This window comes from Chryseobacterium suipulveris (assembly GCF_022811685.1).
GTDB lineage: Bacteria > Bacteroidota > Bacteroidia > Flavobacteriales > Weeksellaceae > Kaistella > Kaistella suipulveris.
On sequence record NZ_CP094532.1, the window covers coordinates 2674541 to 2698947 of the forward strand.

Here is a 24407-nt window from a genome sequence, read left to right on the forward strand (position 1 = left end):
AATAACATTTAGCAATTGAGCGATTTAGATATTTTACATTTCGAACAGCTAAAAAATGAGGTTCAGGCCAAATATTTAGAAAACCACACCCCTTCTAACGACGAAATTTCGAAGTGGAAGGGAATCGACATTATCTATTTCCAGGAAGATCTGCGGAAAATAGCGAAAGGAAATATCTCTGAAAAGTCATTTTACACCTACTTTAAAACTTCACCAGTCACTAAGCTTCCAAGGATTGACATGCTCAATATCCTCAGTGTTTATGCGGGATACGTCTCTTGGTACGACTTTAAGAAAAATCATCTTTTCGCTAATGAAATTTTGAAAGATGAAGAAGAATCCGTAGAAGAAACAGCTATTGAAACTGAATTTTTTAATAAAAATCCAACTTCTGAACAAAAAGAAGAGAAAACCACTGAAAACTCACCTATTTTAACAGAAACAAAATCTGATTTACAAAAAATCAACACTGATATTCAATCCGTTAAAGTAAAAAAGTCGGAATTTTCAACCTACGATACTTCTGAGCAAAAATCAACTTTATCAATTGTAAAAAAATATCTTTGGTTGGGTATTTCGGCAGTTTTGGCGGTTTTTGTAGGTTTACTGGGTTTCAAAGATGAGCTGTTCAGCAAGAAATTTTATTACAGCTTTATCGATGCTGACCGAAACTCAAAAATCAACGCGGAACTCCAGGTTCAAATCTTACGGGAAAACGAATCCCCTATTCTATACGTTGCGAAGCCGAACGAACCCTTTGTTTACACAACCAAGACCAAAAAACTCACGATGGTGGTTTCGTCGCCTTATTATAAGACAGATACCATTTACAGAAATCTTGAAACTGCTCCGGAAGCTGAAAACATCGAGCTAAAACCCAACGATTATGCTCAGATGCTCTATTTCTATACCCGAAACATCAAAGATCTGAAACGCAAACGACTGGAACTCAATAACCTAATTAGCGACGTAGCTACGATTTTTCAGGTTTTTGACAATGATACTTACGGCGTGGAAACAATGGACAAACAACGGTATATCAGTTTGGTAACTTTGCCGACAACTTCCCTTGAAAATCTGGAAGTTATTGAAATTAAGAATGATAAGTTCGGAAAAATTAATATGATTAAATTTAAAATCACCTCCGATGAAAAGAAATAGCATATTTTTTCTACTGATCTCCCTTTTCTTTTTAATGACTGGCTGCAAGAAGGAAAGCACGGAAATGTCAGATCTTCAAAAGGTTAGAAACAACAATAACAAGAAAAGCTATCCTGTCACCAAAATGGACAGCGCGCAAGCGATTTCATTCATAACCAAACAGAAAATCCAAGAACTGTTGGATCTATCGACGCTTTATACATCGGGAAACCGCGACACAGAAATCGATTCCGTGATTTATGCACAAATGAAAAGTTACTTTGCGGAAGCGGACTCGAATAAACTAAAACCTATTTTAAAACAACTTGATAGTTTTAGGGTAAAATCCGCAAAAGTCGGTAATATCGATGTATCAAAAGAAATCCGCGGAAAGGACACGCTTGATTTTGCCAAGTTCAGCGTGGAATATTTTGATAAAAACGACCGGTCAATCGGTGTATTTCAGAAAAATGCACAGTATATGCTGAAACTTTCTCCAGTAAAATTCAAAAAAGAATTTAAGTTCTATTTCGTAGATTTCGATGTTCAGCCACCGAAAGACAGCACATCTGTCGGTATAACCAAATAATCGAGAGGAATATCGTTTTCCCAAACATCGTCAACTTTTTCTTCGGGAGTGAAGAAACCGACGCCAACTTTCATACAATTGGAATTAATTCCTGAAAAGAAACCGTCGTAGTATCCTTTTCCGTAACCCACTCTATTTCCTTGACTATCACAGTATAAAAGAGGTGTGACCACAAAATCAAAATCCTTTACGGGTGAATCCTCGTTAATTTCAGGTTCGGCAATTCCCCATGAGCTTTTTATTAATGGCGTATCCCGCGTTATCTCAATCGAAATTAATTTCTTCCGAAAAATCTTGGGTACAAACACCCGAATTTGATGATCGAAAAAATAGTTTAGAAACAGAGAAGTGTCCACTTCTCCCTTTTCGGGAATGGACAAGAAACAATGAACCTTTTGATTTTCAACGGGTTTAAATTGTAAAACAAAATTTTCTAAGATTTTTTGGGAGAGAGTCAAAACCTCATCATGCGACATGGATTCTCGTTTTTGGAGATATTTTTTTCTGAGGTCTGACTTCTTCATAATGGTAATTTTTGCCAAAAATACAAAAAAGATTGCGCTCCTACGGAGCGCACCACGTAAACCAATCATCCAATCTAAACAGATTGAACTCCTACGGAGTTCTGAAAACCGTAACCACAATCTATATTTCCTTCACCGAAATAATCTTCACAGGGCACGCTTTCGCTGCCTTTTCGCAAGGTTCGAAAGCTTCAGGATTCGGAACCTTGATTGTGTGGAAACCCTTTTTATCAACCGATTTCAGCAAAACCGACTTGCCGTCTTTTTTAGACATGCGAAAATACTCCGGTGCAAATTCTGCACAGTAATTACATCCGATACATTTGTCGCGCTGAAGTGTGATGATAACCATATCTTTATATAAGAAACAAGATACAAGGAAAAAGACACAAGATACAAGGAAAAAGACACACGTGGAAAAACTGGAATTATAACTACCTTTTCAACAAACAAACAAACAAAATAAATAACTATCAATAAAGCTTGCCAACTTTTCCCTTCTCTTTTTTTCTTTTTTCTTTCTTCTATTTACCTTTTACTTGTCTCTTTTTACTTGTATCTTGTTTCTTCAAATTTTACGTTTTCACGATTTTATAGAGTTTGTCGCTTGGTCTTACTCTGAAATCGGTTTTGAACGTGATGACATCTGATTTAGTGGCTTTTTCGGCTTCAGGTTTTTGGTCCACCTGCATCGCTTCCATTACCATTTCCTGCGAACCTGTTGTGGGTCCCTGAATCAGAACTTTATCGCCGATGTTCAGGTCGTAAGCTTCAATAAGGAATTCCGCGATATTGGATTTGGGGTAGAAATGTCGTCCCTTTCCGATATAAACTTTTTTCTGAGTCGCGGCAGAACCTGAAATTGCAGACCATTCCCCCAATTTCTGTCCGAGATAGTAACCGCTCCAAAATCCTCTGTTGTACACAGTTTCCAGCTGCTTCATCCAAACCTCAACATTTTCCTGGCTGAAAGTACCGTCGGCAATGGAATCAATCGCCTCTCTGTAGCATTTTGTCACCGTTGCAACATATTCGGGAGCTCTTCCGCGTCCCTCAATTTTCAGGACTTTAACACCTGCATCCACGATCTGGTCGAGGAATCCGATCGTACATAAATCCTTTGGCGACATCATATATTCGTTGTCGAGTTCGATTTCGAAACCGGTTTCCTGATCGATTACAGTGTATTTTTTTCGGCAGTTCTGTTTGCAGGCACCTCGGTTTGCAGAAGAATTGTGCGAATGTAAACTCAGATAACATTTACCCGAAACCGCCATACAAAGCGCGCCGTGACCAAAGATCTCAATTTCTACGAGATTTCCGCTCGGACCTTTTACCTGTTCTTTTTCAATCTGGTCGCAGATTTTCTTGATCTGGGTAATTGAAAGCTCGCGCGACATCACCATCGTATCGGCAAAAAGTGCATAAAACTTCACCGTTTCGAGATTGGTAATATTGATCTGGGTTGAAATATGAACTTCCATCCCGATTTGTCTTGCATAGCTGATTACCGCCTGATCCATTGCGATCACCGCAGTCAGGTTGGCTTCTTTCGCCTTATCCAAAAGCGTTTTGATGATGGACAAGTCGTGGTCGTAAATAATCGTATTTAAAGTAAGGTAGGTTCTCACCCCTTTTTCTGAGCATCTTCTGGAGATTTCGGGCAAATCGTCGATTTTGAAATTCATCGAAGCTCTCGCTCTCATATTGAGCTGCTCCACACCGAAGTACACCGAATCTGCACCATTGTCTATCGCTGCCTGAAGCGAGGTAAAATCACCTGCAGGAGACATCAGCTCTATTTTTCCCGTTGCCGTCATCAAGATAAAATTTTATAAAGTTGATCTGATAGACGAACTCTAAAAGGAACGGCAAAAGTAATCTGATCGCCTTTTTCTGCAGCTTGGGCAGGTTGTCCGTTAGCAAATATTTCAGAAAGTGTAAGTTGTTGTTCACCTGTTGTCGGTCCCGAAATCAGTATGGGATCGCCTACTGCTATATTACCTTTTTCGACGAGGAACTGTGCGATTTTGGATTTGGTAAAGTAATGTTCTGCTTTACCAATCAACTCTTTTTTAACTTTAAGCTTTTGACGGATGTCTTTGCTTTCTGCTTTTGCTAAAGGTTGATCGGACACATTTCCTGAACGCTTAAATTTCAAAGCTTCGGATTTTCCTTTTCTGAAGATCTTGTTTCCAACCTGCAAACCTTTCCTCAATTTTACCTGTTCGTCAACTGATAGATGAATCGTTTCTTGGCATTCTGCGGAGCAACAATTTTCCATCGCGGCTTTACATTCATCACATTGAATAAACAATAAATGACACGCGTCGTTCGCGCAGTTTGTGTGGTTGTCGCATGGTTTACCGCATTGGTGACACTGCGAAATAATATCGTCGGTAATTCTTTCTCCCAAACGGTGGTCGAACACAAAATTCTTCCCAATGAACTTGCTTTCAATGCCTTCTTCCTTGATTTGACGGGTGTATTCAATAATTCCGCCTTCCAACTGATAGACATTTTTAAATCCCTGATGTTTGAAATAGGCACTCGCTTTTTCGCAACGGATTCCACCAGTACAGTACATCAGCAGATTTTTATCTTCTTTAAAATCCTTCAGCTGTTCGTTGATGATCGGCAAACTTTCGCGGAAACTTTCCACATCGGGAGTAATTGCGCCTTCAAAATGGCCGACTTCACTCTCGTAATGGTTTCTGAAATCCACCACAATTGTATCTGGATTTTCGAGTAAGGAATTGAATTCCCGAGCTTTAAGGTGAATTCCTTTATTGGTAACATCGAAGGTTTCATCATTCAGACCATCGGCTACAATTTTATTTCGGACTTTTATCGTTAATTTTAGAAAGGAGTAATTGTCCTGTTCCACCGCGATGTTGAGACGGATTCCTTTCATAAAATCATATGCTTCGAGGGTTTCGCGAAAAGCGTCGAAATTTTCGGCAGGAACACTCATTTGCGCATTGATTCCTTCGTGGGCAACATAAATTCTGCCTAAAGCATCAAGTGCGTTCCAGGCAATAAATAGTTCGTCGCGAAATTTTTTGGGATCTTCGATTTTGGCGTACGCATAGAAAGACAAAGTAAGCCGCTCTTTGCCGGCTTCTTCGATAAGTTTTGCTCTTTCTTCTGCGCTTAAAGTGTTGTACAGTTGCATGCTATAAACGTTTTAAGTGAGAAAATTTTCGCAAAGATAAGGAAATTGCACGTTTTTGTTTTTATTCCTTAAAATAAGGTTTAATGAATCATTATTTTATCCCTCCAAACTTCTTGATCACTTTGAATGCTGTAATACAAAATCCCTTTAGTTAGGTTTTTGATTTGGAATTCTTTATTGCTTTCAATTCTTACAGAGTCGAGCAGTCTTCCTGAAGCATCGTAAAAACTGACATTATAAGTTTTAGAAGAATTTCCATGAATTTTGAAAACTCCACGATCCGCTAAATAAATGATTTTAAGGGCGTTACTAATTCCTGTTTCTTTAGTTGCCATGACCCAATTGCAGGATTTCGGCGAAAAAGCATCTTCAAAACATTCCAGAAAATTACCTCCTTCGAAAATAGGTCTTCCCGGCTTGAAAAGCAATCCGGAACTCGAACCAATTCCTTCATAAATTCCCACGTAATCTTCAATCCGAAAGATTCTGACATTTCTATCAAAAACATCTCCATACCCAATGCTTTCGATTGATAATTTAGGGACTGAATTAGCTCCCGTAAATGGAAAATTATTCGGATAATTGTCACCCACGTTGATGGAAAAATCATACAGCAAGATCTCAGAATTGGTATCTTCGTCAAAATAATAAACCTTTTTCTGAGCAATATCTTCCCGCAGTAAATTATAAAAAACATCCGGATTCGTTTGTGGAGTACATGGCAAGTAACGGTCACGTGTATAACAGTACAGATTTGAATAAATCTTTTTGTAAGTGATTCCGTTTTTCACTTCCTCTCCATTGATAAATCGGTAATAGTAGTAGTTTGGACTTGGTGAGTCAAAATTATACTCTTCATTTCGTTCGTACCACTTATTACCATCCTGCAAAAGAGGGCGGTAATTTTGCGAAAAATACATAGCAGTATAAAAGATCGCTAAAACTAATAGTTTTGCCTTCATCACCATTTTTTTTGATTCTTATAACTCTGTATAAATATACTTCAAAACATTCCGATCAATTTCCGTAAAAGGGACTTTCCTTCTCGCCATCGCCTTTTCTGCAACTTCGTAAGCTTTTTCGAGTTTGAATCTTTCATCGCCCTTCATTCCACCCCAAGAGAAGTTTTCGATTAGATTTGGCGGGAATCCGCTTTTGAAGATATTTGCACCAACACCAACTACTGTACCTGTATTCAACTGAGTATTGATCGCAGTTTTCGAGTGGTCACCCATAATTAAACCGGCGAACTGAAGTCCGGTGTTCACAAATCTTTTTGCACGGTAGTTCCAGAGTTTCACTTCCGCATAATTATTTTTAAGGTTGGATGAATTGGTATCTGCACCGAGATTGCACCACTCGCCAATTACGGAATTCCCGACAAAACCGTCATGTCCCTTATTAGAATATCCGAAAATGACGATATTGTTGACTTCACCACCAACTTTTGAATGAGGACCGATCGTGGTCGCTCCATAGATTTTCGCCCCTAAATTAAATTTCGAATCCTCGCAAAGCGCGATCGGACCGCGAAGATTACAACCTTCCATTACTTCTGCATTTTTTCCGATGTAGATTTTTCCGGTTTTGGTGTTTAAAGTGGAAAACTCGATGGTCGCACCTTCTTCGATGAACAAATCTTTCTTATCGCCAAGAAAACCGTTGGTGGAAGAAAGTTCCTGAGAATTTCTGTTTTTGGTCAAAAGTTCGAAATCGAAATCGATCGCTTTTTCATTAAAGGAAAATAAATCCGTCGGTTGTTTGAAAAAAAGAAGCTCCTCGTGGATATCGGTCATTTTTTCGATCTGGTTGAGTGAGAAGTTCTCCATATTTACTTTTGCGGCAAGCAATTCATTTTCGTAAACCAAAGCTTCGCCCAATTTCAGCTCTTTTATTTGATTCAGCACATTTTCCGTAGGAAGAAAATTGGGAACAATGAAAAGCCCTTCCTTTTTTTCAGGTTTTGAAAACTTTTCCTGAAGATAATCTTCGGTAATAAAGGATATTTCTGATGCGTCTAAAAGTTTTTGCCATCTTTCGGAAAAAGTCAGAATCCCGCAACGCATCTCTGCGACGGGTCTCGTGAAAGTTAGCGGCAGAAAATCTTCCCAAAACTGGGCATCGGAAAAAACAAGTTGCATATAATTGAAGTTAATGTTTAGAATTTCAAATTTACAACAAAAAAAGTCTCTCAGAATGCTGAAAGACTTTAAATATTTTTAAAATTCTACAATTACTTTGCGAATTTCTTGTACTTGTTCATAAACTTGTCAACTCTACCTGCAGTGTCAACCAACTTCACTTTTCCGGTGTAGAAAGGGTGAGAAGTTGAAGAGATTTCCATTTTGATCAAAGGATAAGTTTCTCCTTCGTACTCGATGGTGTCTTTAGTTTCTGCAGTAGATTTGCAAAGAAACATCTCGTCGTTACTCATGTCTTTGAACACGACTAATCTATAATTTTCTGGGTGAATTCCGTTTTTCATAACTGATTGTTTTAAAATTAATTATACAAAATTCGCTTTGAAATGAGTAATGGATTTTTCTCTGCTGAATTTTAGGTTGCAAAAGTACAAATATTTTTTTTATCTGCAAACACGGAATTAAGAAATGTAAAAATTTTAGCGCTTGTTTAAATTTTCTAAATAAACCTAAATTTGATTACCCCGTCCCTAAAGGGAGCAAATAGGGGTTTACTTCGGAGGAAATTTTCCGCCCTTTAGGGACGGGGTAAAGAAAATTTCCGAGATCATATTTTTTTGAATAAAATTTAAACATGCTCTCCCGATTCGACAATTTTAATTAAATTTGAAACCTACATAGATTTTTCAGAAATGAGCAAGAAATTCACCACCATATTCGGTTTTTCATTTTGGGTTCTCCTTACGGCGATCGCCTGTAAGAGAGACGATATTAATTTTGAGACACCGTCGCAGCTTTTAAGATTTTCAGCCGACACTGTTTTTTGTGACACGGTTTATAACCAGGTTCGATCAGAAACCTATGCGGTGAAAGTTTATAATACCGAAGACAAGGACGTAATGATCCCGAAAATCTCCCTCGAAAGCGGAAGTGGCTCACTTTACCGAATCAATGTGGATGGAAAAGCAGGGACTGAATTCACCAATGTTCCTTTAAGAAAGAAAGATTCGCTCTATGTTTTTGTAGAGATCGCGCCTGTTGCAAACGCTCCCGAAGCAATCGCTGAAGACCGCGTACTTTTCCAGACTCCTGCAGGAAACCAGCACGTGACGCTGTTTTCCGTAGTTCAGGATGCGGAATTCTATATCCAGACCGAAACCAATCCGAATATTTTAAGCGCCAATACTTCTTGGACGAACAATAAGGCAAAAATTATTTTCGGCGACCTGACTTTGGCGGAAGGAAAAACCCTCGACATCCAACCCGGAACGAAAGTTTATTTCCACAAGAACAGCGGATTGAAAATTTCTAAGAGCTCAATTCTGAATGTGAATGGAAGTTTGGGCAATGACGTAATTTTCCGAGGTGACCGAAACGATACGAGATACGATACCATCCCGAAAAACTGGAACGGAATTTCGCTGGACGAGAACGCAGTATTAAACATGAACTACGGAAAAGTTTTCGGGGGAACCCGCGGAATTGAACTGAATAAATCTACTGCAACCATCGACAATTCGATTATCCACACTCACCAGGAATACGGGATTTTTGCGGTGAACTCTACACTAACTGCAAGAAATCTGGTGATGAACAATTGCGGAAATGCAGATTTGGGAATTTTCAAGGGCGGAACCTACAATATCCTCCACTCCACTTTTGCCAATTATTGGAGCATGAATTCTGCGCTGGCTGGTTTGGGAATTTTTGCGACCAATGAATATCAGAATGGAACTGCAACCGAACAGGGACCATTAACGCTGAACATCAGAAACTCCATTATTTACGGAGACAAGGAAAACTCGATTGTATTTAAACCAACTACGGGACAAACCTTTAATTATACCTTCCAAAACTGTTTGGTGAAAAACGGCGCGACTCCTGGCTACAATCTCGATGCAGCTTCCATAAAAAACCAGGATCCGAAATTCGAAAATTACTTTACCCACAAAATGAATTTACGGGTTAAAGCCGATTCCCCTGCAAAAGGAAAAGGAAATACCGCAGTTGCAGCAACAGTTCCGACCGATATTGTTGGAAATCCGAGAACTGTTTCTCCGACAATCGGGGCATATCAATAAGTGATAAGTGATGGGCGATAATATAACCAACCTTCAAAACGAAGTTGACGACTGGATCAAAAATGTCGGTGTGCGCTACTTCAACGAGTTGACCAATATGGCGATGCTCACGGAAGAAGTGGGTGAAGTGGCAAGAATTATCGCAAGAAGATATGGCGAACAAAGCGAAAAAGAAACCGACAAAACTAAAGATTTAGGCGAAGAATTGGCAGATGTACTTTTTGTGACTTTATGTTTAGCCAACCAAACCGGAACCGACCTGCAAAGCGCTTTCGACCGGAAAATGAAGATAAAAACCGAACGCGATCAGGAAAGGCATCAGAATAATGAAAAGCTGAAAGAAAAGTGAATGGTGAATGCTGAGTCTGCTTCGCAGTGAATCGTGAATTTGCAAGAACCTCAAACTTTAAACCTCAAACTTTAGATCTCAAACCTCAAACGAATTATAGAATTTGCTACTCAAAAAATCTACCCTTAAACCCAACGAAACCATACAGATCAACGGTTCGAAAAGCATTTCGAACCGGCTTCTTATTTTGGGTAAACTTTTTGGCAATATTCTCTCTGAAAACCTTTCAGATTCGCAGGACACCCAACTATTACAGCAAGCTTTAAACAGCGATTCCGACCACATCGACATCCATCATGCAGGAACCGCGATGCGTTTTCTTACCGCATTTTTCGCGATTCAGGAAGGAAGAACCGTAACGCTAACTGGTTCCGACAGAATGAAACAACGACCGATCAAACCTTTGGTTGATGCCTTGCAGGATTTAGGTGCGGAAATATATTATCTGGAAAACGACGGTTTTCCTCCATTAAAAATTATTGGAAAGAACCTTAGAAAAAGTTTGGTTACGATTCCTGCGAATATTTCGAGCCAGTTTATTTCAGCATTAATGTTAATCGGTGGCGCGTTAGAAAACGACTTGGTCATCAATCTGACCGGTGAAATCACTTCGCGACCTTATTTGGAAATGACGCTGAAAATGCTCAGAACCATAGGAATCGAGAATTTCTGGGAAGGAAACACCATTCATATTCTTCCCGATATTCAGTCTGAAAAAAGTTCGCATCTCCTTAGATTTGTGGTAGAAAGCGACTGGAGTTCGGCGTCCTATTTTTATTCGTTGGCGGCGATTGGCAGAGAATGTATCAACCTGCAAAGTTTCCGGCAACATTCGTTACAGGGAGACTCCGCCTTAAAAGAAATCTATTGGGAAAACTTCGGCGTGAACACCATTTCCGAAGGTGCGGAAAGCAAAATTTCGCTTTTGCCGGAACATTATTTTTCCTTTCCCGAAAAAATTATGCTGGATATGAACAAGTGCCCCGATATCGCGCAAACTGTTTGTGTAACGGCGACCATATTAAAAATTCCTTTCGAGATCAGCGGACTTCATACCCTAAAAGTGAAAGAGACCGACCGTCTTCTCGCACTGAAAAATGAACTTTTTAAAATTGGGTGCATTGCCGAAATAACTGATGATTCGATTACCTCACATAAATTCTTTGAAATCAAGGAAAACGTCCACATCGAAACCTACAACGACCACAGAATGGCGATGAGTTTCGCGCCATTTTGTTTAGTTAGAGAGCTGTACATTGAAAATGAAGAAGTTGTGAAAAAATCGTATCCTGAATTTTGGAATGATTTTCGGCAAATTCTTCAGTAAAATTATAAAAGATCTATGACCATCATCATCACGGGAACATCTGCGGGAATCGGATTTGCATTGGCAGAATACTTTGGCAAAAAAGGTCACCGTGTATTCGGATTAAGCAGAAAAAATGTGGAGTCTGAATTTTTCACTTCAATCCCAACCGATATTACCGATCATTTACAAGTCGAAAAAGCGATTTCCGAAATCTTAAAATTGGAAACCAGAATCGACATCCTCATCAATAACGCCGGAATGGGAATGGTCGGTCCTGTTGAAGATTCCACTCAAGAAGAAATTTTGAAACTGTTTAATCTAAACTTGGTAGGATCGGTGCAGACGATGAGTGCAGTTTTACCAAAAATGCGGGAACAAAAATTCGGGAAAATCATCAACATTTCAAGTATCGGAAGTGAAATGGGACTGCCTTTTCGCGGATTTTACTCGGCATCCAAATCGGCTTTGGACAAGGTTACGGAATCGATTCGCTATGAAGTTTCCCCGTGGAATATCGAAGTTTGCGCACTCCATTTAGGCGACATTAAGACCAAAATAGCAGAAAACCGGGTGAAATCAAACGTTTCTGGTGCATACCAAAAAACTTTTGATAAAGTTTATGAACTGATGAACTCCCACGTTGACGACGGAACAGAACCTCTCGAAGTCGCTGAATACATCGAAAAACTTTTGAACAAAAACTCCTGGAAAGCACACTATTATTTCGGGAAATTCGGACAGAAGATCGGCGTTCCTTTAAAATGGATTCTTCCGCAAAAGATTTATGAGAATCTAATGAAGAAGTATAATAAAATAGGCTAAATTTTTCGTATATTCATCAAAGAAAAATTGGTTATGTTAGAAATTGCCTGCTTTGAACTCACCTCTGCCGAAACCGCCTTGAAATCGGTTGCAGACCGCATCGAGTTCTGTGCAAATCACGATTTGGGTGGGACAACTCCCAATTTTTATGAATTCCTCCATCTGAAAAGGCATTACGCAAAACCTGTTTACGTGATGATTCGACCGGAAGGTGGCCCGTTTTTTTATTCCGATGAAGAGTTTTTAGCAATGAAAAACAGCATTATCGCCTTCAAAGAAGGTGGTGCGGATGGTTTTGTTTTCGGCATTCTGGATCCCCACAACGAAATCGACAAAGAAAAAAATACCGAACTGATCGAACTTGCAGGTGATGTTCCCTGCACTTTTCACCGCGCATTCGACCGAACAAAGGATTTAGAAAAATCCATTAAAACCTTAATAGAACTTGGTTTCAGCACGGTCTTAACTTCAGGCGGGAAACCCAACGCAATGGAAGGAAGGGAGAAATTGAAAGAACTTATCGACGGTTATTCGCATAAAATAAATATCCTCATCGGAGGCGGGGTTCGCTCAGAAAATATAGCGGAACTGAAGTCTTTTACTGGCGGAACTTTTTTCCACTCCTCTGCAATTATGAAATACGACACTTTTGCAGATGATGGCGAGATTAAGAAGTTGAAGCAGCTGTCGTCGTAGTTATTCGCGAACAAGCGGCAACGTCGAACACCTCAACAATCCTCCCATTTTAGAAATCTCGCGGTACGGAATTTCTTCCACGGTCATTCCCCATTCGTTTCGCAGGTGGTCGTTCATTCGGGTGAAAGCTTTGTCGGACACCACAATTTCGGGCGAGATCGAAAAAATATTCGGGTACATTTCAAACATTTCCTCATCAGTGACGTGGAAGCAGTTTTCCTCACCGAAAATGTCGAGGATTAAAGTATAGTCGCTCTCGTCCACAAAACCGTTTTTATAGATAATGCATTTGTCTTTGCCAACTGGGTTGAAAGTACAGTCTAAATGCAGGATTCCCTTAAAAGGTTCCTTGTCGTTTTTCTTCAGTTCAAAATCGAGAATCCTTTTCTTTGGGAAATATTCTTTCAGGATTTCGATGGCGTATTCGTTGGTACGTGCGGTTTTGAAACTTCGGTAATCCTCGCTGTAGCACGTTCCGATGAAGAGATAGTCGTTCCAGACGATCACGTCGCCACCTTCAATGTGTGCAGTTTCAGGAAGATTGATGATGTCGCGCCATTTCACCTCCTCGAAGATTTTCTTATAGGCGTCCTGTTCATCGGCTCTGTCGGAGATTACATTAGAAATAATCATCTTGTCATCAATTACAAAAGCTACGTCTCTTGCAAAAACCTGGTTGTAGTTTTCGATAATTTCCGGACGGAAAACTTGCACATCATACTTTCTCAAAACCTTTTCAAATTCTGTCATTTCGTGGATGATGTCCTCTTCTTTTGGGTAGATTCCCTTTTGGATCGTGTCATAAGATTTTGCGTCGTAGCTTTCCTCAAGCGTCGGAATTTTTCCCATGGAACCAGGTTGACCCAATACGACGGATTTTAAGCGTGCAGTCTCGTTCTTGATGTTCAGTTTCATAAAAATGGTGCTTGCAACAAATTTAAAGAAAGCAATCGGAGTGGCGAAATTTTTTTCGGCTGACGATTTTTCCTATATTTTAGGGAATTTTGACAAATTTACCTGTTATAAGACACTAACCTGTCACGAAAAAAACCATCAAAAATTAAAATGGGATTAAAATCTTATAAATGCTGTTAAAATATCGTTAAAACTGAAACAAACGGGTTTTGGTTAATACTTATTTAGCATTAAATTTGTTCAGTAAACATTCAGAGTTTAAGATTGGTATATTGAAAAATATGGATAAGAAATTTTCTTTACCCCTCCCTAAAGGGTGGAAAATTTCTCTCAAAATTGATAGACTCAAAAGAAAAAGATAAATTATATGACGATGAAGAATAACCTAAAAAAACTGATTCCTTATGCTTTCGTGGGTGTGATCTCAGGAGCGACTACTTTTGGTGCGATTAATTATTTCGGGGTGAAGAATAGTGATTCCGAGTTTTCTTATTTTGCGCCGAAAAACAATAGCGATGCAAAGTTTGCATCATTCAATATGACGGGAGTTGGAGACGACTTTGTGAAAGCTTCCAAGATGACGGTTCCTGCGGTCGTAAGTATCAAAAATTTTTCCGACAGAAACACGCAGAGAAGCGACCAGGATTTGTTTGACCTGTTTTTCGGAAACCCGTTCGGAAACAATCAGAGACAACAGCAGCAACAACCGAAGGTTGAAATGCCACGAGGAATGGGATCTGGTGTGATCATTTCGCCGGACGGCTATATTATTTCCAACAACCACGTGGTTGCAGGAGCTACGAAACTTGAAGTTCAGCTTTCAAATAAGAAAACATACATCGCGAATTTGGTGGGAACCGATCCTACAACCGATATCGCACTTTTGAAAATTGAAGAAAAAGGATTGCCTTACCTGAACTTTGCCAATTCCGACAATGTGGAAGTTGGTCAATGGGTTTTGGCGGTAGGAAATCCGATGGGGCTGAATTCCACCGTTACTGCAGGAATTGTTTCCGCAAAAGGAAGAAGCATTGATTTACTCAGCCAACAGTCGAAAACGCCGATTGAGAACTTTATCCAGACCGATGCTGCGATTAATCCAGGAAATTCAGGTGGAGCTTTGGTTAATCCAAACGGCGAACTGATTGGGATCAACTCCGCAATTTCTTCAAAAACAGGATATTACGAAGGGTATGGTTTTGCTGTGCCTTCGAATCTTGCAAGAAAAGTTGTAGAAGACATCAAGAAGTTTGGTTTGGTTCAGCGGGGCTTTTTAGGGGTCCGTTCTTTTGACCTTTCTGACCAAAGAGCAGTTGCGCAGTATAACCAGCAGAATAAAACGAATATCAAATCCAGAGACGGAGTTTATATTACCGACGTTACTGCAAAAGGCGGTGCAGAAGATGCGGGATTGAGAACTGGGGACATCATTACAAAAGTTGACAACACGGTGGTTTCAAGCTATTACGATCTTTCTTTCGCTGTCGGAAGTAAAAGACCGGGTGACCAAGTTGCAATTACCTACCTAAGAAACGGGAAAGAAAATATTGCAAACGTTACCTTGAAAGATGAAAAAGGCGGAACTTCTTTCCGAAGCAAAGCTGATATGACCGTTACCGAAAAAATCGGATCGGAGTTTGAACCATTAAGTGAAAAATTCAAAACCGATTATGGACTGAACAGCGGTGTGATTGCAAAAAATGTTCAGGACGGAAGCGAAATGGCCAAAATCGGAGTTGTGGATAATTACATCGTGATCGAAGTCAACGGAAAACCTGTAAACTCGCAGAAAGATATAGAGAAAATCCTCGACAAGTACCAAGGAAACGTTCAGGTGAAATATGTCGATGAGTACGGAAGGATTACGACGAGAGGTTTTAAGATGCCGTAGGTTTTAATTGAAAAATTAATAATGAATAATTAATAATTGTAAAACGGAAATTTTCTTTACCCCTTCCGATAATTATCGGAACTAAAGGGAGAAAAATTTCCTTCAAGAAAAAAATCAATTTCTTAAATAGCAAAAACGCAACTTTCTTAAGGTTGCGTTTTTTTGTTTTGGAGTTTTCTGAGCCGTTTCTTTTTCCGTTCGTAAATGACCTCGGTAATTTTTCCGCCGATCCACGCAAAAGGGAAGAACGTAAGAAAGATGAGGATTTTGTAAAAAGTAGGGTGATACGGAAAGATGATAATATCGAGCATCGCCACAAAAAGCAGGATAAACCCGATCAGAATTGCGTAGGCGACTTTGGCGTATTTCACGATAATTGCCGTTGCAACACCACCTACAGTCGCACCAATTCCCGAAGAAATAAGCAGTGCCACGAAAAAGTACGGTTTATGTTCAACGCTTTTCAGAACCCGCTCCCATTGTTGGAAAGGCGTGATCGCCTCATAATTGATCCACGATGGGTTCAGCCGGATTCCCAAAGAAATAATGAGCCCCGAAACAGCAAGGCCCACAATTACCGCCAAAGTATTCCTCAGAAAGTTCATTTAGAATTGGTGCGCAATCATCGAGATTTCAATATCCACATTTTTCGGAAGGCAGGAAACCTGAACCGTTTCGCGTGCCGGGAAAGATTCCGCATCGAGGTAGGAAGCGTAGATTTCGTTCATCGCTGCAAAATCGTCCATATTCTTCAAAAAGATGGTTGCCTTCACCACGTTTTTGAAGGTCATTCCCGCTTCAGTGAGAATCGCTTCGAGATTTTTCATCACCTGGTGCGTCGCTTTTTCAATGCCTTCTTCCAGTTTTCCAGTTTCAGAATTCATCGGTATCTGTCCGGAAATGTAGAGGATTCCATTGGCGAGATTCGCCTGTGAATAAGGCCCGATCGCGGCAGGAGCATGTGGAGTAGAAATCAATTTTTTCATAGCGTTTACGTTCTGGTCAATTTAATCAACAAATATAAAACTTATTAAACAACGATGGAAACCTTTTCTTGAGAGCATGTTTAAATTTTATTCAAAAAAAAATAGTATCGGAAATTTTCTTTACCTCGACCCTAAAGGGCGGAAAATTTAGTACGAAATAAACCTAAATTTGCTCCTTTTACGGTCGGGGTAATCAAATTTAGGTTTACTTCGAAAAATTAAATGTGCTATCAGTTTACACCACAACTTTTAAGCAATGGATTTTTAATTTTATTTACATTAAATAAACAGCACTAAAAAGGTGCGTTCGGCTGTGTGATGCTGTTGTCTTTGTACTTCAGCGCATCTCGCAGAATATTGGCTTTGATTCCGATGAAGAAATCGTACACCTTATACTGACCGAAAGGAATCCAGTTGAAATTGATGGTAAAACTTCGCTGGTCTCTCGAGATTCCGATTCGGGTGTTGGCAATTTCTTTGGTCACCACGTCGTAATAAAGGTTTCCGTTCAGATTCCAGTACGGCGTAAGTTTGATGTTCCCGTCCAAACCGACTGAAGCCATTTTGTTTCCGAAGCGGGTCAAACTTTTGGTGTAGGAATATTGAGCATTGACGTTCAAAGTCCACGGTTGCTCGAATCGGGAATAATGGTCATCGTCGAAATAATAGTTTTCGTTTCGGATTTCGCCCTTGGTCGGATATTTTTTAGCCAGGTCGGTTTTTTCTTTGCCCTTGAAAAGTTCGCTGCTCAAAGGATAAGAAAGTTGTGCGTTGAAACCCTGCACGCTGAAATGCCCGAAATTTTCCGTTCTGATTCCTGTGTTTTCACCCGGAGCAAACAAAATTTGATAGGGTTCGAGTGTAAGACTTGAGTTAATGTTGAGCTTCTCGAAGAGCGTCGTCTGTCCGCTGAATTGGAACATCGACCATTTGTGGGAAGGTGCCGCGAAATTGTAACTCGTGTTGAAATTCAGTGTTTCAAAGATTTTCAGTTTTTTTACTCCTGTGGAATCTTTCTTGGAATTGACTTTCATCTCTAAATTGTTCCCGATCGAAATCGTCATTGCCTGTACCAAATGCGAACTTGGCGAACCGACAATTCCACGGTCAAAGATGGAATATTGAGTCATCTCTCCGCGGTCGTTGTAGTAGTTTTTGTAGTAACCGAATGATGCTGCCGAAAAATCTGGTGCATAACTGAAACCAATTTGCGGTGTCACCATATGTCGAATCGCCTGAATCGTAGAACCTTTCTTGAAGTTCAACATTCCGTAAAGAACCGTCTGCAAACTCGCACTGGTAGAAAAAGAAGAGTATCCAGCAATTTTTTTGTTCAGAACATCTTCTACTTTATTGTCTAAAGGATTATAGAATCTCGTTAGAGTTTTCGTTGTCAAAGCATTGTCGATATTGGCTGAAATCGAGAAGGTGAAATATTTTGCCAAGGTCGTATTGGTTCCCAAAGAAATGTTATTTTTCAAACCTGTCTGCAGCTTATCCCACATCGGTTGTTTGAAAAGTTCCCCTGCGTCGGTCTGCACATAATTATTAAAATTCAGTCCGGTGTTTACGGTGATGTTTTCAAGCAGTCCCTGTCTTACTCCCGTTTTGGGTTTAAACAAATAGAACTGGTTGATCGCTACGTTCATCACCGGTAATTTAAGATCCGAAAGTCCTGTCGAAAAGTTTTGTGAATAAGACATGGAACCCGTAATCGTAACCGGAAGTGTGAGAAACCGCTTGGTCATACTCACCGATGAGTTCTGCTGCGCGTTCAGGTTGTGCTGGTTAAATGCGTAATTATTGTTGACGGTATTGTTGTAGAATTTCTGACTCACCACATCGACGGATGCCGAGAAAGTGAGAAACGGATTGGCTTTGGTATCCTGCTGATGTCGCCACGCGATTCTGTAGGTGCCGCTTTTTTGGTAATCCGACAGTCCCTTGATTCCCCGAACTGTAGTTCCCACATCGGCAGAAAAATTCCCCGAGTAACGGTAACTCTTTCTGTAGTTCACTTCAGGTCGCACATTCCAGCTTCCTTTGGTATAAATGTCGGTCAGTAATTTCAGGTCAAAATGTTCGCCGATTGGTTGGTAATAACCAAGTCCGTTGAGGTAAAACCCTACATCCTCTCTTTCACCAAAACTTGGGATCAGGATTCCCGCGCTTCTTTTGTCGGAAAACGGAAGGATTGCGAAAGGCATTATTAATGGAGTCGGAACTTGCTCGATATACATTTGGATCGGTCCCGTTATCACTTGCGATTTTTTTTCGCCTTTGATCAGTTTGATGTTCGGTGCGAGTAGGTAGTAATCAGCGGTGGTGTCTTTTTTCTTGATGAAATATTCGTCCGTGGTGTACATTCCGCGACGCATAAAGAATACGGAATCGTTGTATTTCTTGGTTTTTTCGGCCACGATTACGCCCTCGCTTTCTTCGGTTCTGGCGTTCAGCGCGATTGCCTGTTTCGTTTTGATATTGTAGGTAAACTCGTCGTATTCGTATTTTTTTCCTGCCTGTGTCGCGATGGCGGGAGTTTTTATCCTTCCTAAAGAATCCAGTTCGCCGCGTGCGAAGATCAGGGATTTGTCCCAGTCGATAGAGATATAGTCGGCGTCGATCTGCATATCCTGGTATTTTACCTGCGCCTTTTTTTTGAGGAAGGTCATCTTCTTCGGGATGTCGTTTCGGATGTTGTCGGCCTTTGTTTCTACCACGGCTTCAAGGGATTCCTTCTTTACGACGACGGTATCCTTTTTTTGAACAGTAGTGTTAACTCCCTTATTTTCAGGCAAATTTTGAGCAGACAAATGTGCTAAAATATTGTTAAAAATTAGGAAAATTAAAAATAGTAATATATTTTTGAAGCCGGTTTTGACCAATGCTGTAATTTCTGTATTCGGGCTCAAAATTAACATTATTTTTAAAATCAAGAGATGATTATCAACAGATTTTCCCTTAAAAAATATTTCTTTCTCCTTTTATTATTAAGCTTCACATTCGCAGGTGCGCAGAAAAAATTCACGGTGGTATTAGATGCAGGACATGGTGGAAGCGATTTTGGCGCCAACAGAGTTTATCCCGAAACAGGGCGTCTCAACGAGAAAGACGTTACGCTTGCAATTGTTTTGAAGGTAGGAAGGATGCTTGAAAAAAACAAGGACTACAAAATTATCTATACCCGAAAAATCGATGAGTATCCGTCGTTATTAGACCGCACGAATCTTGCCAATAGAAGCAAGGCCGACTTGTTTATTTCGGTTCACTGTAACGCAAGTCCGCGGACCGCACCTTACGGAACTGAAACTTTTGTGCAGGGACCCGACCAGAATAAAACCAATCTGGAAGTAGCTAAAGCCGAAAACGACGTGATCTTCCTCGACGAGAAGGACCGGGAAATGTTCGCTTCCTACGATCCGAAATCTCCCGAATCACTAATCGCACTCAAAATCCAGCAAAGCAAATATTTGGAAAGCAGTCTCCTGTTCGGCAGTTTTGTGGAAGAAAATTTTGAAAAGAAGGATAAAAGATTTTCTCGTGGCGTAAAACAGCAGAACTTGCACGTATTAAGGTTGAACGCGATGCCATCCGTTTTGATCGAGACCGGTTTTATCAGCAATTATGACGACGCGATGTATCTCGCTTCCGAAAAGGGACAGAATGAAATCGCGGAAAGTATTTACAATGCAATTTTAAGCTATAAGAAAGCGATTGACCGAAACAAATCCGTCGCACAGGAGCCAGCGAAACCGGAAGAGAAGCCACTGAAAAATGATTTCAGAATTCTACTGATGTCTTCTCCGATGAAGTACAACAGCACCGATCCTGCTTTGAAGGGATTAAGCGATATTGTTACTATTAAAGAAGGCACACTATATAAGTACTATTATAGTGTAACCAATTTCGCTTCTGTGCGCGACAATAATCTGAGGTCAGCAAAAGACGCCGGTTTCCAGAATTCAACTTCCATATCGTTTGTTCCTGACCAAAAACTTGGCGTGGGATATTATACACTTGAATTGGCGGTAACCGAACAGAAACTTAGCTCCAACTCACCAATGCTTGGAACTCTGAAAGATGTTAACCGCGACAAGGTTGCAGGCAAATTCTACTATACTTACGGCAAGTTCAGCACTTTGGAGGAAGCGCTAAAAACCCAGAAAGAAATCGAAGGAAAAGGAGTGAAGAACACGGTAATCCAGAAAGTTACCAAGTAACCGCAGTTGCAGATTAAAAACATTATTTATATTTTTGCACACTCCAAAAACAGAGGCCTATTCCTTGGGAAGTTGTTTATACAGAAACAGAGGAAAACTGGGAGGATGCTAGAAAGCGGGAGAAGTTTCTGAAAAGCAGCGACGGATTAAAGTTTCTGAAAGAACTTGGCCTATTCGTCTAGTGGTTAGGACTCAAGATTTTCATTCTTGCAACAGAGGTTCGATTCCTTTATAGGCTACAATAAAACACACGAATCAAGATATTAAGAAACAGGAAAGTCATTTATATCTGGCTTCGAAAAAAAGAATTCCACGAGCTTGGTACGTGCTTTTCCAACGACGAATTGTTTGAAGGAAAAAATATTTTAAAAATTATTTGCAAGGTTAAAAAAAAGTTATATCTTTGCACCCACATTTAGGAAACGATATGGCAAATCATAAATCAGCACTCAAAAGAATCAGACAAAACGCAGTGAAAAGATTGCGTAACAGATACTATCACAAAACTGCAAGAACAGCTGTGAAAGTATTGAGAAATGAAGAAGACAAAAAAGTTGCTACCGAGCAGTTGCCAAAGGTAATTTCTTTGTTGGACAAATTGGTGAAGAAAAACATCATCCACAAAAACAAAGCAGCTAACCTAAAAAGCAAATTAGCTAAGCACGTTAACAAACTTGCTTAATTAAATAAAGAGTCCGGCCCGTTCGTCTATCGGTTAGGACCTCAGATTTTCATTCTGGTAAGAGGGGTTCGATTCCCCTACGGGCTACAAAACTTCCGAAATAATTTCGGAAGTTTTTTTATGTCTTATTCCAGCAATAATCCATGGCGTGAGCTCATTATACAAAATCAGAAATTGCACTAATGATTACTTATTGGTAACATTGTGGTAACAGAACTCGTAGTGCACTATATGTTTGCCACGAAATCGAAGATTCGATAGAGTCAATACACGAATATTATCAAAAACGTTGAATCTTTTCTTAATTAAATGAATGATCTGCATTCAAGTTATGGGTGTGGAGTTGTTTCATTGATAAAATTCTAATAATGTCTAATTCGTGAATTCGTGGCTAAACAAATTTTCTGATTTTTTCAGCTTATTTTTCGATGGATAATGCACTACGGGTTAACAGAATAAACTAGAAATGTTAAGCAGATTCAGGTGAAACTTTTTATCTTTGAGTAAATCTTTCAACTTTATATGAAAATCCTCATCCTCAACGGGCCAAACCTCAATCTGCTCGGAACTCGCGAACCAGAAATTTATGGGAAAACCTCAATGGAAGATTACCTGGAAAAACTTCAGGAAGAGTTTTCTGAGCACACACTACTTTATTTTCAATCTAATGTGGAAGGCGAAATCATCAACAGAATTCAGCAGGACGATTTCGATGCGCTTGTCATTAATCCCGGAGCTTTTACGCACTATTCCTACGCGATTGCCGATTGTTTGAAGAATATTTCAAAACCGAAAGTCGAAGTCCACATCTCCAATATTTATAAACGGGAGGAATTCCGGCAGAAATCTGTCACTGCATCCAATACCGAAGGTGTTCTCAGCGGATTCGGAATGAATGGTTACCGACTAGCTATACTGAGCATCATCCCTTAAACTTAATCGATATTTAAAATAAGGGCATCAGATTTTGATTATTTTTAATAAAGTTTCATCATGAAAAATTCAGCTTTCTGTCTCATTTTTTTCGTTTTCGGGTTCGCTTTCCTCCAATCGCAAACAAAAGATCCCCGTTATCAACCAAAGGAATACGTTGAGATCACACATCCCGAATGGAGCAAAAACGCCACGATTTACGAAGTAAATATTCGTCAATACACTCCTGAAGGCACCTTCAAGGCATTTGAAAAACACTTGCCGCGTCTCAAAAAGATGGGAGTCGATATTCTTTGGCTCATGCCAATTCATCCGATCGGTGAAAAAAATCGGAAGGGAACTTTGGGAAGCTATTATTCCGTCAAAAATTTCAGAGCGATTAATCCAGAATTTGGAACCATGCAGGATTTCAAAAACTTAGTCAATAAAATTCATTCCATGGGAATGTATGTCATTATCGACTGGGTAGGAAATCATTCAGCTTGGGACAATCCACTTGCAAAAGAGCACCCCGATTGGTATACCAAAACCCGTGAAGGAAATTTTCAGCCAACTCCGTGGTACGATTGGGATGATGTGATTGATTTTGATTACGACCATCCCGATTTGAGAAAATATATGACCGAATCACTGAAATTTTGGGTAAAGGAAACTAATATCGACGGTTACCGTGCGGATGTTGCCGGATTTATTCCCGTAGATTTCTGGGAAAACGCGAGAAAGGAACTCGATGAAATAAAACCTGTTTTCATGCTTGCTGAATGGGAAAGTCGCGACCTTTACAAGAAATCTTTCGATATGACGTATTCGTGGACTTTGTGGGATAAACTTCGCGAAGCAACCAATCACCAGAAGCTCCCCGGATTGGTAGAATATTTGTCGCACGACGTGAATTCCGTACCGAGAAATGCTTACAGAATGACCTTTACCGACAATCACGACAAGAATTCCTGGGAAGGAAATCCCTATCTGAATTTTGGAGACGGGCTGAAAACCGCTATTGTAATGACCGGCGTTGTGAACGGGATGATGCTTTGCTACAGCGGCCAAGAAGCTGGACTGAACAGAAGTTTAAAGTTTTTTGAAAAAGATCCTATTGTATGGAAACACGACGAAAACGAAATCCTCTTCGAAAAGCTATTTCATCTTAAGCATAAAAACCAGGCACTCTGGAACGGAAAATACGGTGGCGAAATGATTCGTGTCAAAAATAATCACGAAGACAAAGTAATTTCATTCTACCGCGAAAAAAACGACGACGCCGTCCTTCCGATTCTCAATTTCTCAGACAAACCTGTTGATTTACAGCTCGAAACAAAATACTTCCAAGGGAAATACCGCGAACTTTTTACAGAAAAGGTTTTTATTATTAAGGAAAATTCCACATTCCAACTTCCTGCGTGGTCTTACCTTGTCTTGGTTAAGGAATAATTTTTGCTGCAAAAATGTTTTACTTTAAGTTATGAAAAAGATCCTCCCAATATTTCTCATTGCATTCCTAGGTTCTTGTACCAAAGAAAAAGAAACGATTACCGACACCAAAATTTCTGATTCAGCACTCGTTTTACCGCAAGACAGCGTTGAAGTTCCGGAGATAAAAAACCCGGAAGCAACTGCTGTGTTCCAGATCAATCCACTCGATGTTTCATCAGGAAAAGGCAGATCGGTTTTCACTGAAAATGGAAAAACTATATTTTATTTTGAGCAAAACGCCAACAAAGGGAGCATCAGAATTGACGGCAAAGATTATCCACTAAACAGCTACGACTTCAACGAAAACAACTACACTCTTTCCGGTGACCAAGTAAAAATTGAGGCGACCAACGGCGACTTCAAAGACCAAACCGGTAATTGTGTAAACGGAGTTTTTCCAGAAGTAAAGGTTACATACAAAGATAAAGTTTTGAATCTCACCAATGTTTCGGTCCAGGATTGTCCAGATTTTTAAGTTTGG

General features: G+C 39.9%; 24 protein-coding genes and 2 tRNA genes. 15 read left to right on the plus strand and 11 right to left on the minus strand.

The window, feature by feature from the left end; all coding sequences use genetic code 11:
- Positions 1-15 precede the first annotated feature (15 nt).
- Positions 16-1161 carry a hypothetical protein gene (locus MTP09_RS12585; RefSeq protein WP_243548699.1) on the plus strand — a complete coding sequence of 382 codons (1146 nt, stop codon included), beginning with the start codon at positions 16-18 and terminating at the stop codon, positions 1159-1161.
- Between the two features lie 64 nt (positions 1162-1225).
- Positions 1226-1729 carry a hypothetical protein gene (locus MTP09_RS12590; protein WP_243548700.1) on the plus strand — a complete coding sequence of 168 codons (504 nt, stop codon included), beginning with the start codon at positions 1226-1228 and terminating at the stop codon, positions 1727-1729.
- Here MTP09_RS12590 and MTP09_RS12595 read toward each other — a convergent pair.
- The 7 genes from MTP09_RS12595 to MTP09_RS12625 form a co-directional block, all read right to left on the minus strand.
- On the minus strand, positions 1687-2253 hold the full coding sequence (locus tag MTP09_RS12595) for a 5-formyltetrahydrofolate cyclo-ligase (protein WP_243548701.1): 567 nt from the start codon (positions 2251-2253) through the stop codon (positions 1687-1689). The two genes, MTP09_RS12590 and MTP09_RS12595, sit on opposite strands and share 43 nt — an antisense overlap.
- Positions 2254-2374: 121 nt before the next feature.
- Entirely contained in the window at positions 2375-2605 is a 231-nt protein-coding gene (locus MTP09_RS12600) for a ferredoxin (RefSeq protein ID WP_243548702.1), read from the minus strand.
- Positions 2606-2828: 223 nt separating this feature from the next.
- Positions 2829-4073 (minus strand): peptidase U32 family protein, encoded by a 1245-nt coding sequence (locus MTP09_RS12605; RefSeq protein ID WP_243548703.1) that lies wholly within the window; start codon positions 4071-4073, stop codon positions 2829-2831.
- Entirely contained in the window at positions 4073-5428 is a 1356-nt protein-coding gene (trhO, locus tag MTP09_RS12610; RefSeq protein ID WP_243548704.1) for an oxygen-dependent tRNA uridine(34) hydroxylase TrhO, read from the minus strand. The genes MTP09_RS12605 and trhO overlap by 1 nt, the downstream gene beginning before the upstream one ends.
- A gap of 80 nt (positions 5429-5508) precedes the next feature.
- Positions 5509-6390: a T9SS type A sorting domain-containing protein gene (locus tag MTP09_RS12615; protein ID WP_243548705.1), complete on the minus strand. Its 882-nt coding sequence runs from the start codon at positions 6388-6390 to the stop codon at positions 5509-5511.
- A gap of 18 nt (positions 6391-6408) precedes the next feature.
- Positions 6409-7569 carry a GlmU family protein gene (locus MTP09_RS12620; protein WP_243548706.1) on the minus strand — a complete coding sequence of 387 codons (1161 nt, stop codon included), beginning with the start codon at positions 7567-7569 and terminating at the stop codon, positions 6409-6411.
- Positions 7570-7661: 92 nt separating this feature from the next.
- A complete protein-coding gene (locus MTP09_RS12625) occupies positions 7662-7913 on the minus strand; it encodes a type B 50S ribosomal protein L31 (protein WP_243548707.1) in 252 nt (83 codons plus the stop codon).
- 348 nt (positions 7914-8261) lie between these two features.
- Between MTP09_RS12625 and MTP09_RS12630 the strand changes: the two genes are divergently transcribed.
- From MTP09_RS12630 to MTP09_RS12650, 5 genes are all read left to right on the plus strand, one after another.
- Complete coding sequence (locus MTP09_RS12630) at positions 8262-9650, plus strand: hypothetical protein (protein ID WP_243548708.1); 1389 nt, start codon at positions 8262-8264, stop codon at positions 9648-9650.
- 10 nt (positions 9651-9660) lie between these two features.
- Complete coding sequence (locus MTP09_RS12635) at positions 9661-9999, plus strand: nucleotide pyrophosphohydrolase (protein WP_243548709.1); 339 nt, start codon at positions 9661-9663, stop codon at positions 9997-9999.
- 103 nt (positions 10000-10102) lie between these two features.
- Positions 10103-11326 carry a 3-phosphoshikimate 1-carboxyvinyltransferase gene (locus tag MTP09_RS12640; RefSeq protein ID WP_243548710.1) on the plus strand — a complete coding sequence of 408 codons (1224 nt, stop codon included), beginning with the start codon at positions 10103-10105 and terminating at the stop codon, positions 11324-11326.
- Positions 11327-11341: 15 nt separating this feature from the next.
- Complete coding sequence (locus MTP09_RS12645; RefSeq protein ID WP_243548711.1) at positions 11342-12130, plus strand: SDR family oxidoreductase; 789 nt, start codon at positions 11342-11344, stop codon at positions 12128-12130.
- A 33-nt stretch (positions 12131-12163) separates the two neighbouring features.
- Positions 12164-12826, plus strand: coding sequence for a copper homeostasis protein CutC (locus tag MTP09_RS12650; RefSeq protein WP_243548712.1), 663 nt, complete (start codon positions 12164-12166; stop codon positions 12824-12826).
- On the opposite strand, the gene MTP09_RS12655 is transcribed toward MTP09_RS12650, so the two are convergent.
- The gene (locus MTP09_RS12655) at positions 12827-13741 is read right to left on the minus strand and encodes a dimethylarginine dimethylaminohydrolase family protein (RefSeq protein WP_243548713.1); all 915 of its coding nucleotides are present in this window, start codon (positions 13739-13741) and stop codon (positions 12827-12829) included.
- A gap of 373 nt (positions 13742-14114) precedes the next feature.
- Between MTP09_RS12655 and MTP09_RS12660 the strand changes: the two genes are divergently transcribed.
- Positions 14115-15632: a trypsin-like peptidase domain-containing protein gene (locus tag MTP09_RS12660; RefSeq protein ID WP_243548714.1), complete on the plus strand. Its 1518-nt coding sequence runs from the start codon at positions 14115-14117 to the stop codon at positions 15630-15632.
- Positions 15633-15778: 146 nt separating this feature from the next.
- Here MTP09_RS12660 and MTP09_RS12665 read toward each other — a convergent pair whose 3' ends face one another.
- The 3 genes from MTP09_RS12665 to MTP09_RS12675 all read right to left on the minus strand — a co-directional run bounded on the left by MTP09_RS12665 (position 15779) and on the right by MTP09_RS12675 (position 19539).
- Complete coding sequence (locus MTP09_RS12665; RefSeq protein WP_243548715.1) at positions 15779-16237, minus strand: hypothetical protein; 459 nt, start codon at positions 16235-16237, stop codon at positions 15779-15781.
- Positions 16238-16618, minus strand: coding sequence for a RidA family protein (locus MTP09_RS12670; RefSeq protein WP_243548716.1), 381 nt, complete (start codon positions 16616-16618; stop codon positions 16238-16240).
- A 293-nt stretch (positions 16619-16911) separates the two neighbouring features.
- Entirely contained in the window at positions 16912-19539 is a 2628-nt protein-coding gene (locus tag MTP09_RS12675) for a putative LPS assembly protein LptD (RefSeq protein ID WP_243548717.1), read from the minus strand.
- An 18-nt stretch (positions 19540-19557) separates the two neighbouring features.
- Between MTP09_RS12675 and MTP09_RS12680 the strand changes: the two genes are divergently transcribed.
- The 7 genes from MTP09_RS12680 to MTP09_RS12710 all read left to right on the plus strand — a co-directional run bounded on the left by MTP09_RS12680 (position 19558) and on the right by MTP09_RS12710 (position 24401).
- Positions 19558-20838 (plus strand): N-acetylmuramoyl-L-alanine amidase family protein, encoded by a 1281-nt coding sequence (locus tag MTP09_RS12680; protein WP_243548718.1) that lies wholly within the window; start codon positions 19558-19560, stop codon positions 20836-20838.
- A gap of 167 nt (positions 20839-21005) precedes the next feature.
- Positions 21006-21077 (plus strand) — tRNA-Glu (locus MTP09_RS12685).
- A 188-nt stretch (positions 21078-21265) separates the two neighbouring features.
- Positions 21266-21520: a 30S ribosomal protein S20 gene (gene rpsT, locus MTP09_RS12690; RefSeq protein WP_243548719.1), complete on the plus strand. Its 255-nt coding sequence runs from the start codon at positions 21266-21268 to the stop codon at positions 21518-21520.
- A 15-nt stretch (positions 21521-21535) separates the two neighbouring features.
- A tRNA-Glu gene (locus MTP09_RS12695) sits at positions 21536-21607 on the plus strand.
- Between the two features lie 435 nt (positions 21608-22042).
- The gene (aroQ, locus tag MTP09_RS12700; protein ID WP_243548720.1) at positions 22043-22453 is read left to right on the plus strand and encodes a type II 3-dehydroquinate dehydratase; all 411 of its coding nucleotides are present in this window, start codon (positions 22043-22045) and stop codon (positions 22451-22453) included.
- A gap of 60 nt (positions 22454-22513) precedes the next feature.
- Positions 22514-23884, plus strand: a complete 1371-nt coding sequence (locus tag MTP09_RS12705; RefSeq protein ID WP_243548721.1) for an alpha-amylase family glycosyl hydrolase — start codon at positions 22514-22516, stop codon at positions 23882-23884.
- Between the two features lie 31 nt (positions 23885-23915).
- Positions 23916-24401, plus strand: coding sequence for a hypothetical protein (locus MTP09_RS12710; RefSeq protein WP_243548722.1), 486 nt, complete (start codon positions 23916-23918; stop codon positions 24399-24401).
- Positions 24402-24407 lie beyond the last annotated feature (6 nt).

Excerpts from the sequence above, each read along its gene's own strand:
- MTP09_RS12590 (WP_243548700.1), top strand. The coding sequence starts at position 1,226 with ATGTCAGATCTTCAAAAGGTTAGAAACAACAATAACAAGAAAAGCTAT.
- MTP09_RS12595 (WP_243548701.1), bottom strand. The coding sequence starts at position 2,253 with ATGAAGAAGTCAGACCTCAGAAAAAAATATCTCCAAAAACGAGAATCC.
- MTP09_RS12600 (WP_243548702.1), bottom strand. The coding sequence starts at position 2,605 with ATGGTTATCATCACACTTCAGCGCGACAAATGTATCGGATGTAATTAC.
- MTP09_RS12605 (WP_243548703.1), bottom strand. The coding sequence starts at position 4,073 with ATGACGGCAACGGGAAAAATAGAGCTGATGTCTCCTGCAGGTGATTTT.
- trhO (WP_243548704.1), bottom strand. The coding sequence starts at position 5,428 with ATGCAACTGTACAACACTTTAAGCGCAGAAGAAAGAGCAAAACTTATC.
- MTP09_RS12615 (WP_243548705.1), bottom strand. The coding sequence starts at position 6,390 with ATGAAGGCAAAACTATTAGTTTTAGCGATCTTTTATACTGCTATGTAT.
- MTP09_RS12620 (WP_243548706.1), bottom strand. The coding sequence starts at position 7,569 with ATGCAACTTGTTTTTTCCGATGCCCAGTTTTGGGAAGATTTTCTGCCG.
- MTP09_RS12625 (WP_243548707.1), bottom strand. The coding sequence starts at position 7,913 with ATGAAAAACGGAATTCACCCAGAAAATTATAGATTAGTCGTGTTCAAA.
- MTP09_RS12630 (WP_243548708.1), top strand. The coding sequence starts at position 8,262 with ATGAGCAAGAAATTCACCACCATATTCGGTTTTTCATTTTGGGTTCTC.
- MTP09_RS12635 (WP_243548709.1), top strand. The coding sequence starts at position 9,661 with ATGGGCGATAATATAACCAACCTTCAAAACGAAGTTGACGACTGGATC.
- MTP09_RS12645 (WP_243548711.1), top strand. The coding sequence starts at position 11,342 with ATGACCATCATCATCACGGGAACATCTGCGGGAATCGGATTTGCATTG.
- MTP09_RS12650 (WP_243548712.1), top strand. The coding sequence starts at position 12,164 with ATGTTAGAAATTGCCTGCTTTGAACTCACCTCTGCCGAAACCGCCTTG.
- MTP09_RS12655 (WP_243548713.1), bottom strand. The coding sequence starts at position 13,741 with ATGAAACTGAACATCAAGAACGAGACTGCACGCTTAAAATCCGTCGTA.
- MTP09_RS12660 (WP_243548714.1), top strand. The coding sequence starts at position 14,115 with ATGAAGAATAACCTAAAAAAACTGATTCCTTATGCTTTCGTGGGTGTG.
- MTP09_RS12665 (WP_243548715.1), bottom strand. The coding sequence starts at position 16,237 with ATGAACTTTCTGAGGAATACTTTGGCGGTAATTGTGGGCCTTGCTGTT.
- MTP09_RS12670 (WP_243548716.1), bottom strand. The coding sequence starts at position 16,618 with ATGAAAAAATTGATTTCTACTCCACATGCTCCTGCCGCGATCGGGCCT.
- MTP09_RS12675 (WP_243548717.1), bottom strand. The coding sequence starts at position 19,539 with ATGTTAATTTTGAGCCCGAATACAGAAATTACAGCATTGGTCAAAACC.
- MTP09_RS12680 (WP_243548718.1), top strand. The coding sequence starts at position 19,558 with ATGATTATCAACAGATTTTCCCTTAAAAAATATTTCTTTCTCCTTTTA.
- rpsT (WP_243548719.1), top strand. The coding sequence starts at position 21,266 with ATGGCAAATCATAAATCAGCACTCAAAAGAATCAGACAAAACGCAGTG.
- aroQ (WP_243548720.1), top strand. The coding sequence starts at position 22,043 with ATGAAAATCCTCATCCTCAACGGGCCAAACCTCAATCTGCTCGGAACT.
- MTP09_RS12705 (WP_243548721.1), top strand. The coding sequence starts at position 22,514 with ATGAAAAATTCAGCTTTCTGTCTCATTTTTTTCGTTTTCGGGTTCGCT.
- MTP09_RS12710 (WP_243548722.1), top strand. The coding sequence starts at position 23,916 with ATGAAAAAGATCCTCCCAATATTTCTCATTGCATTCCTAGGTTCTTGT.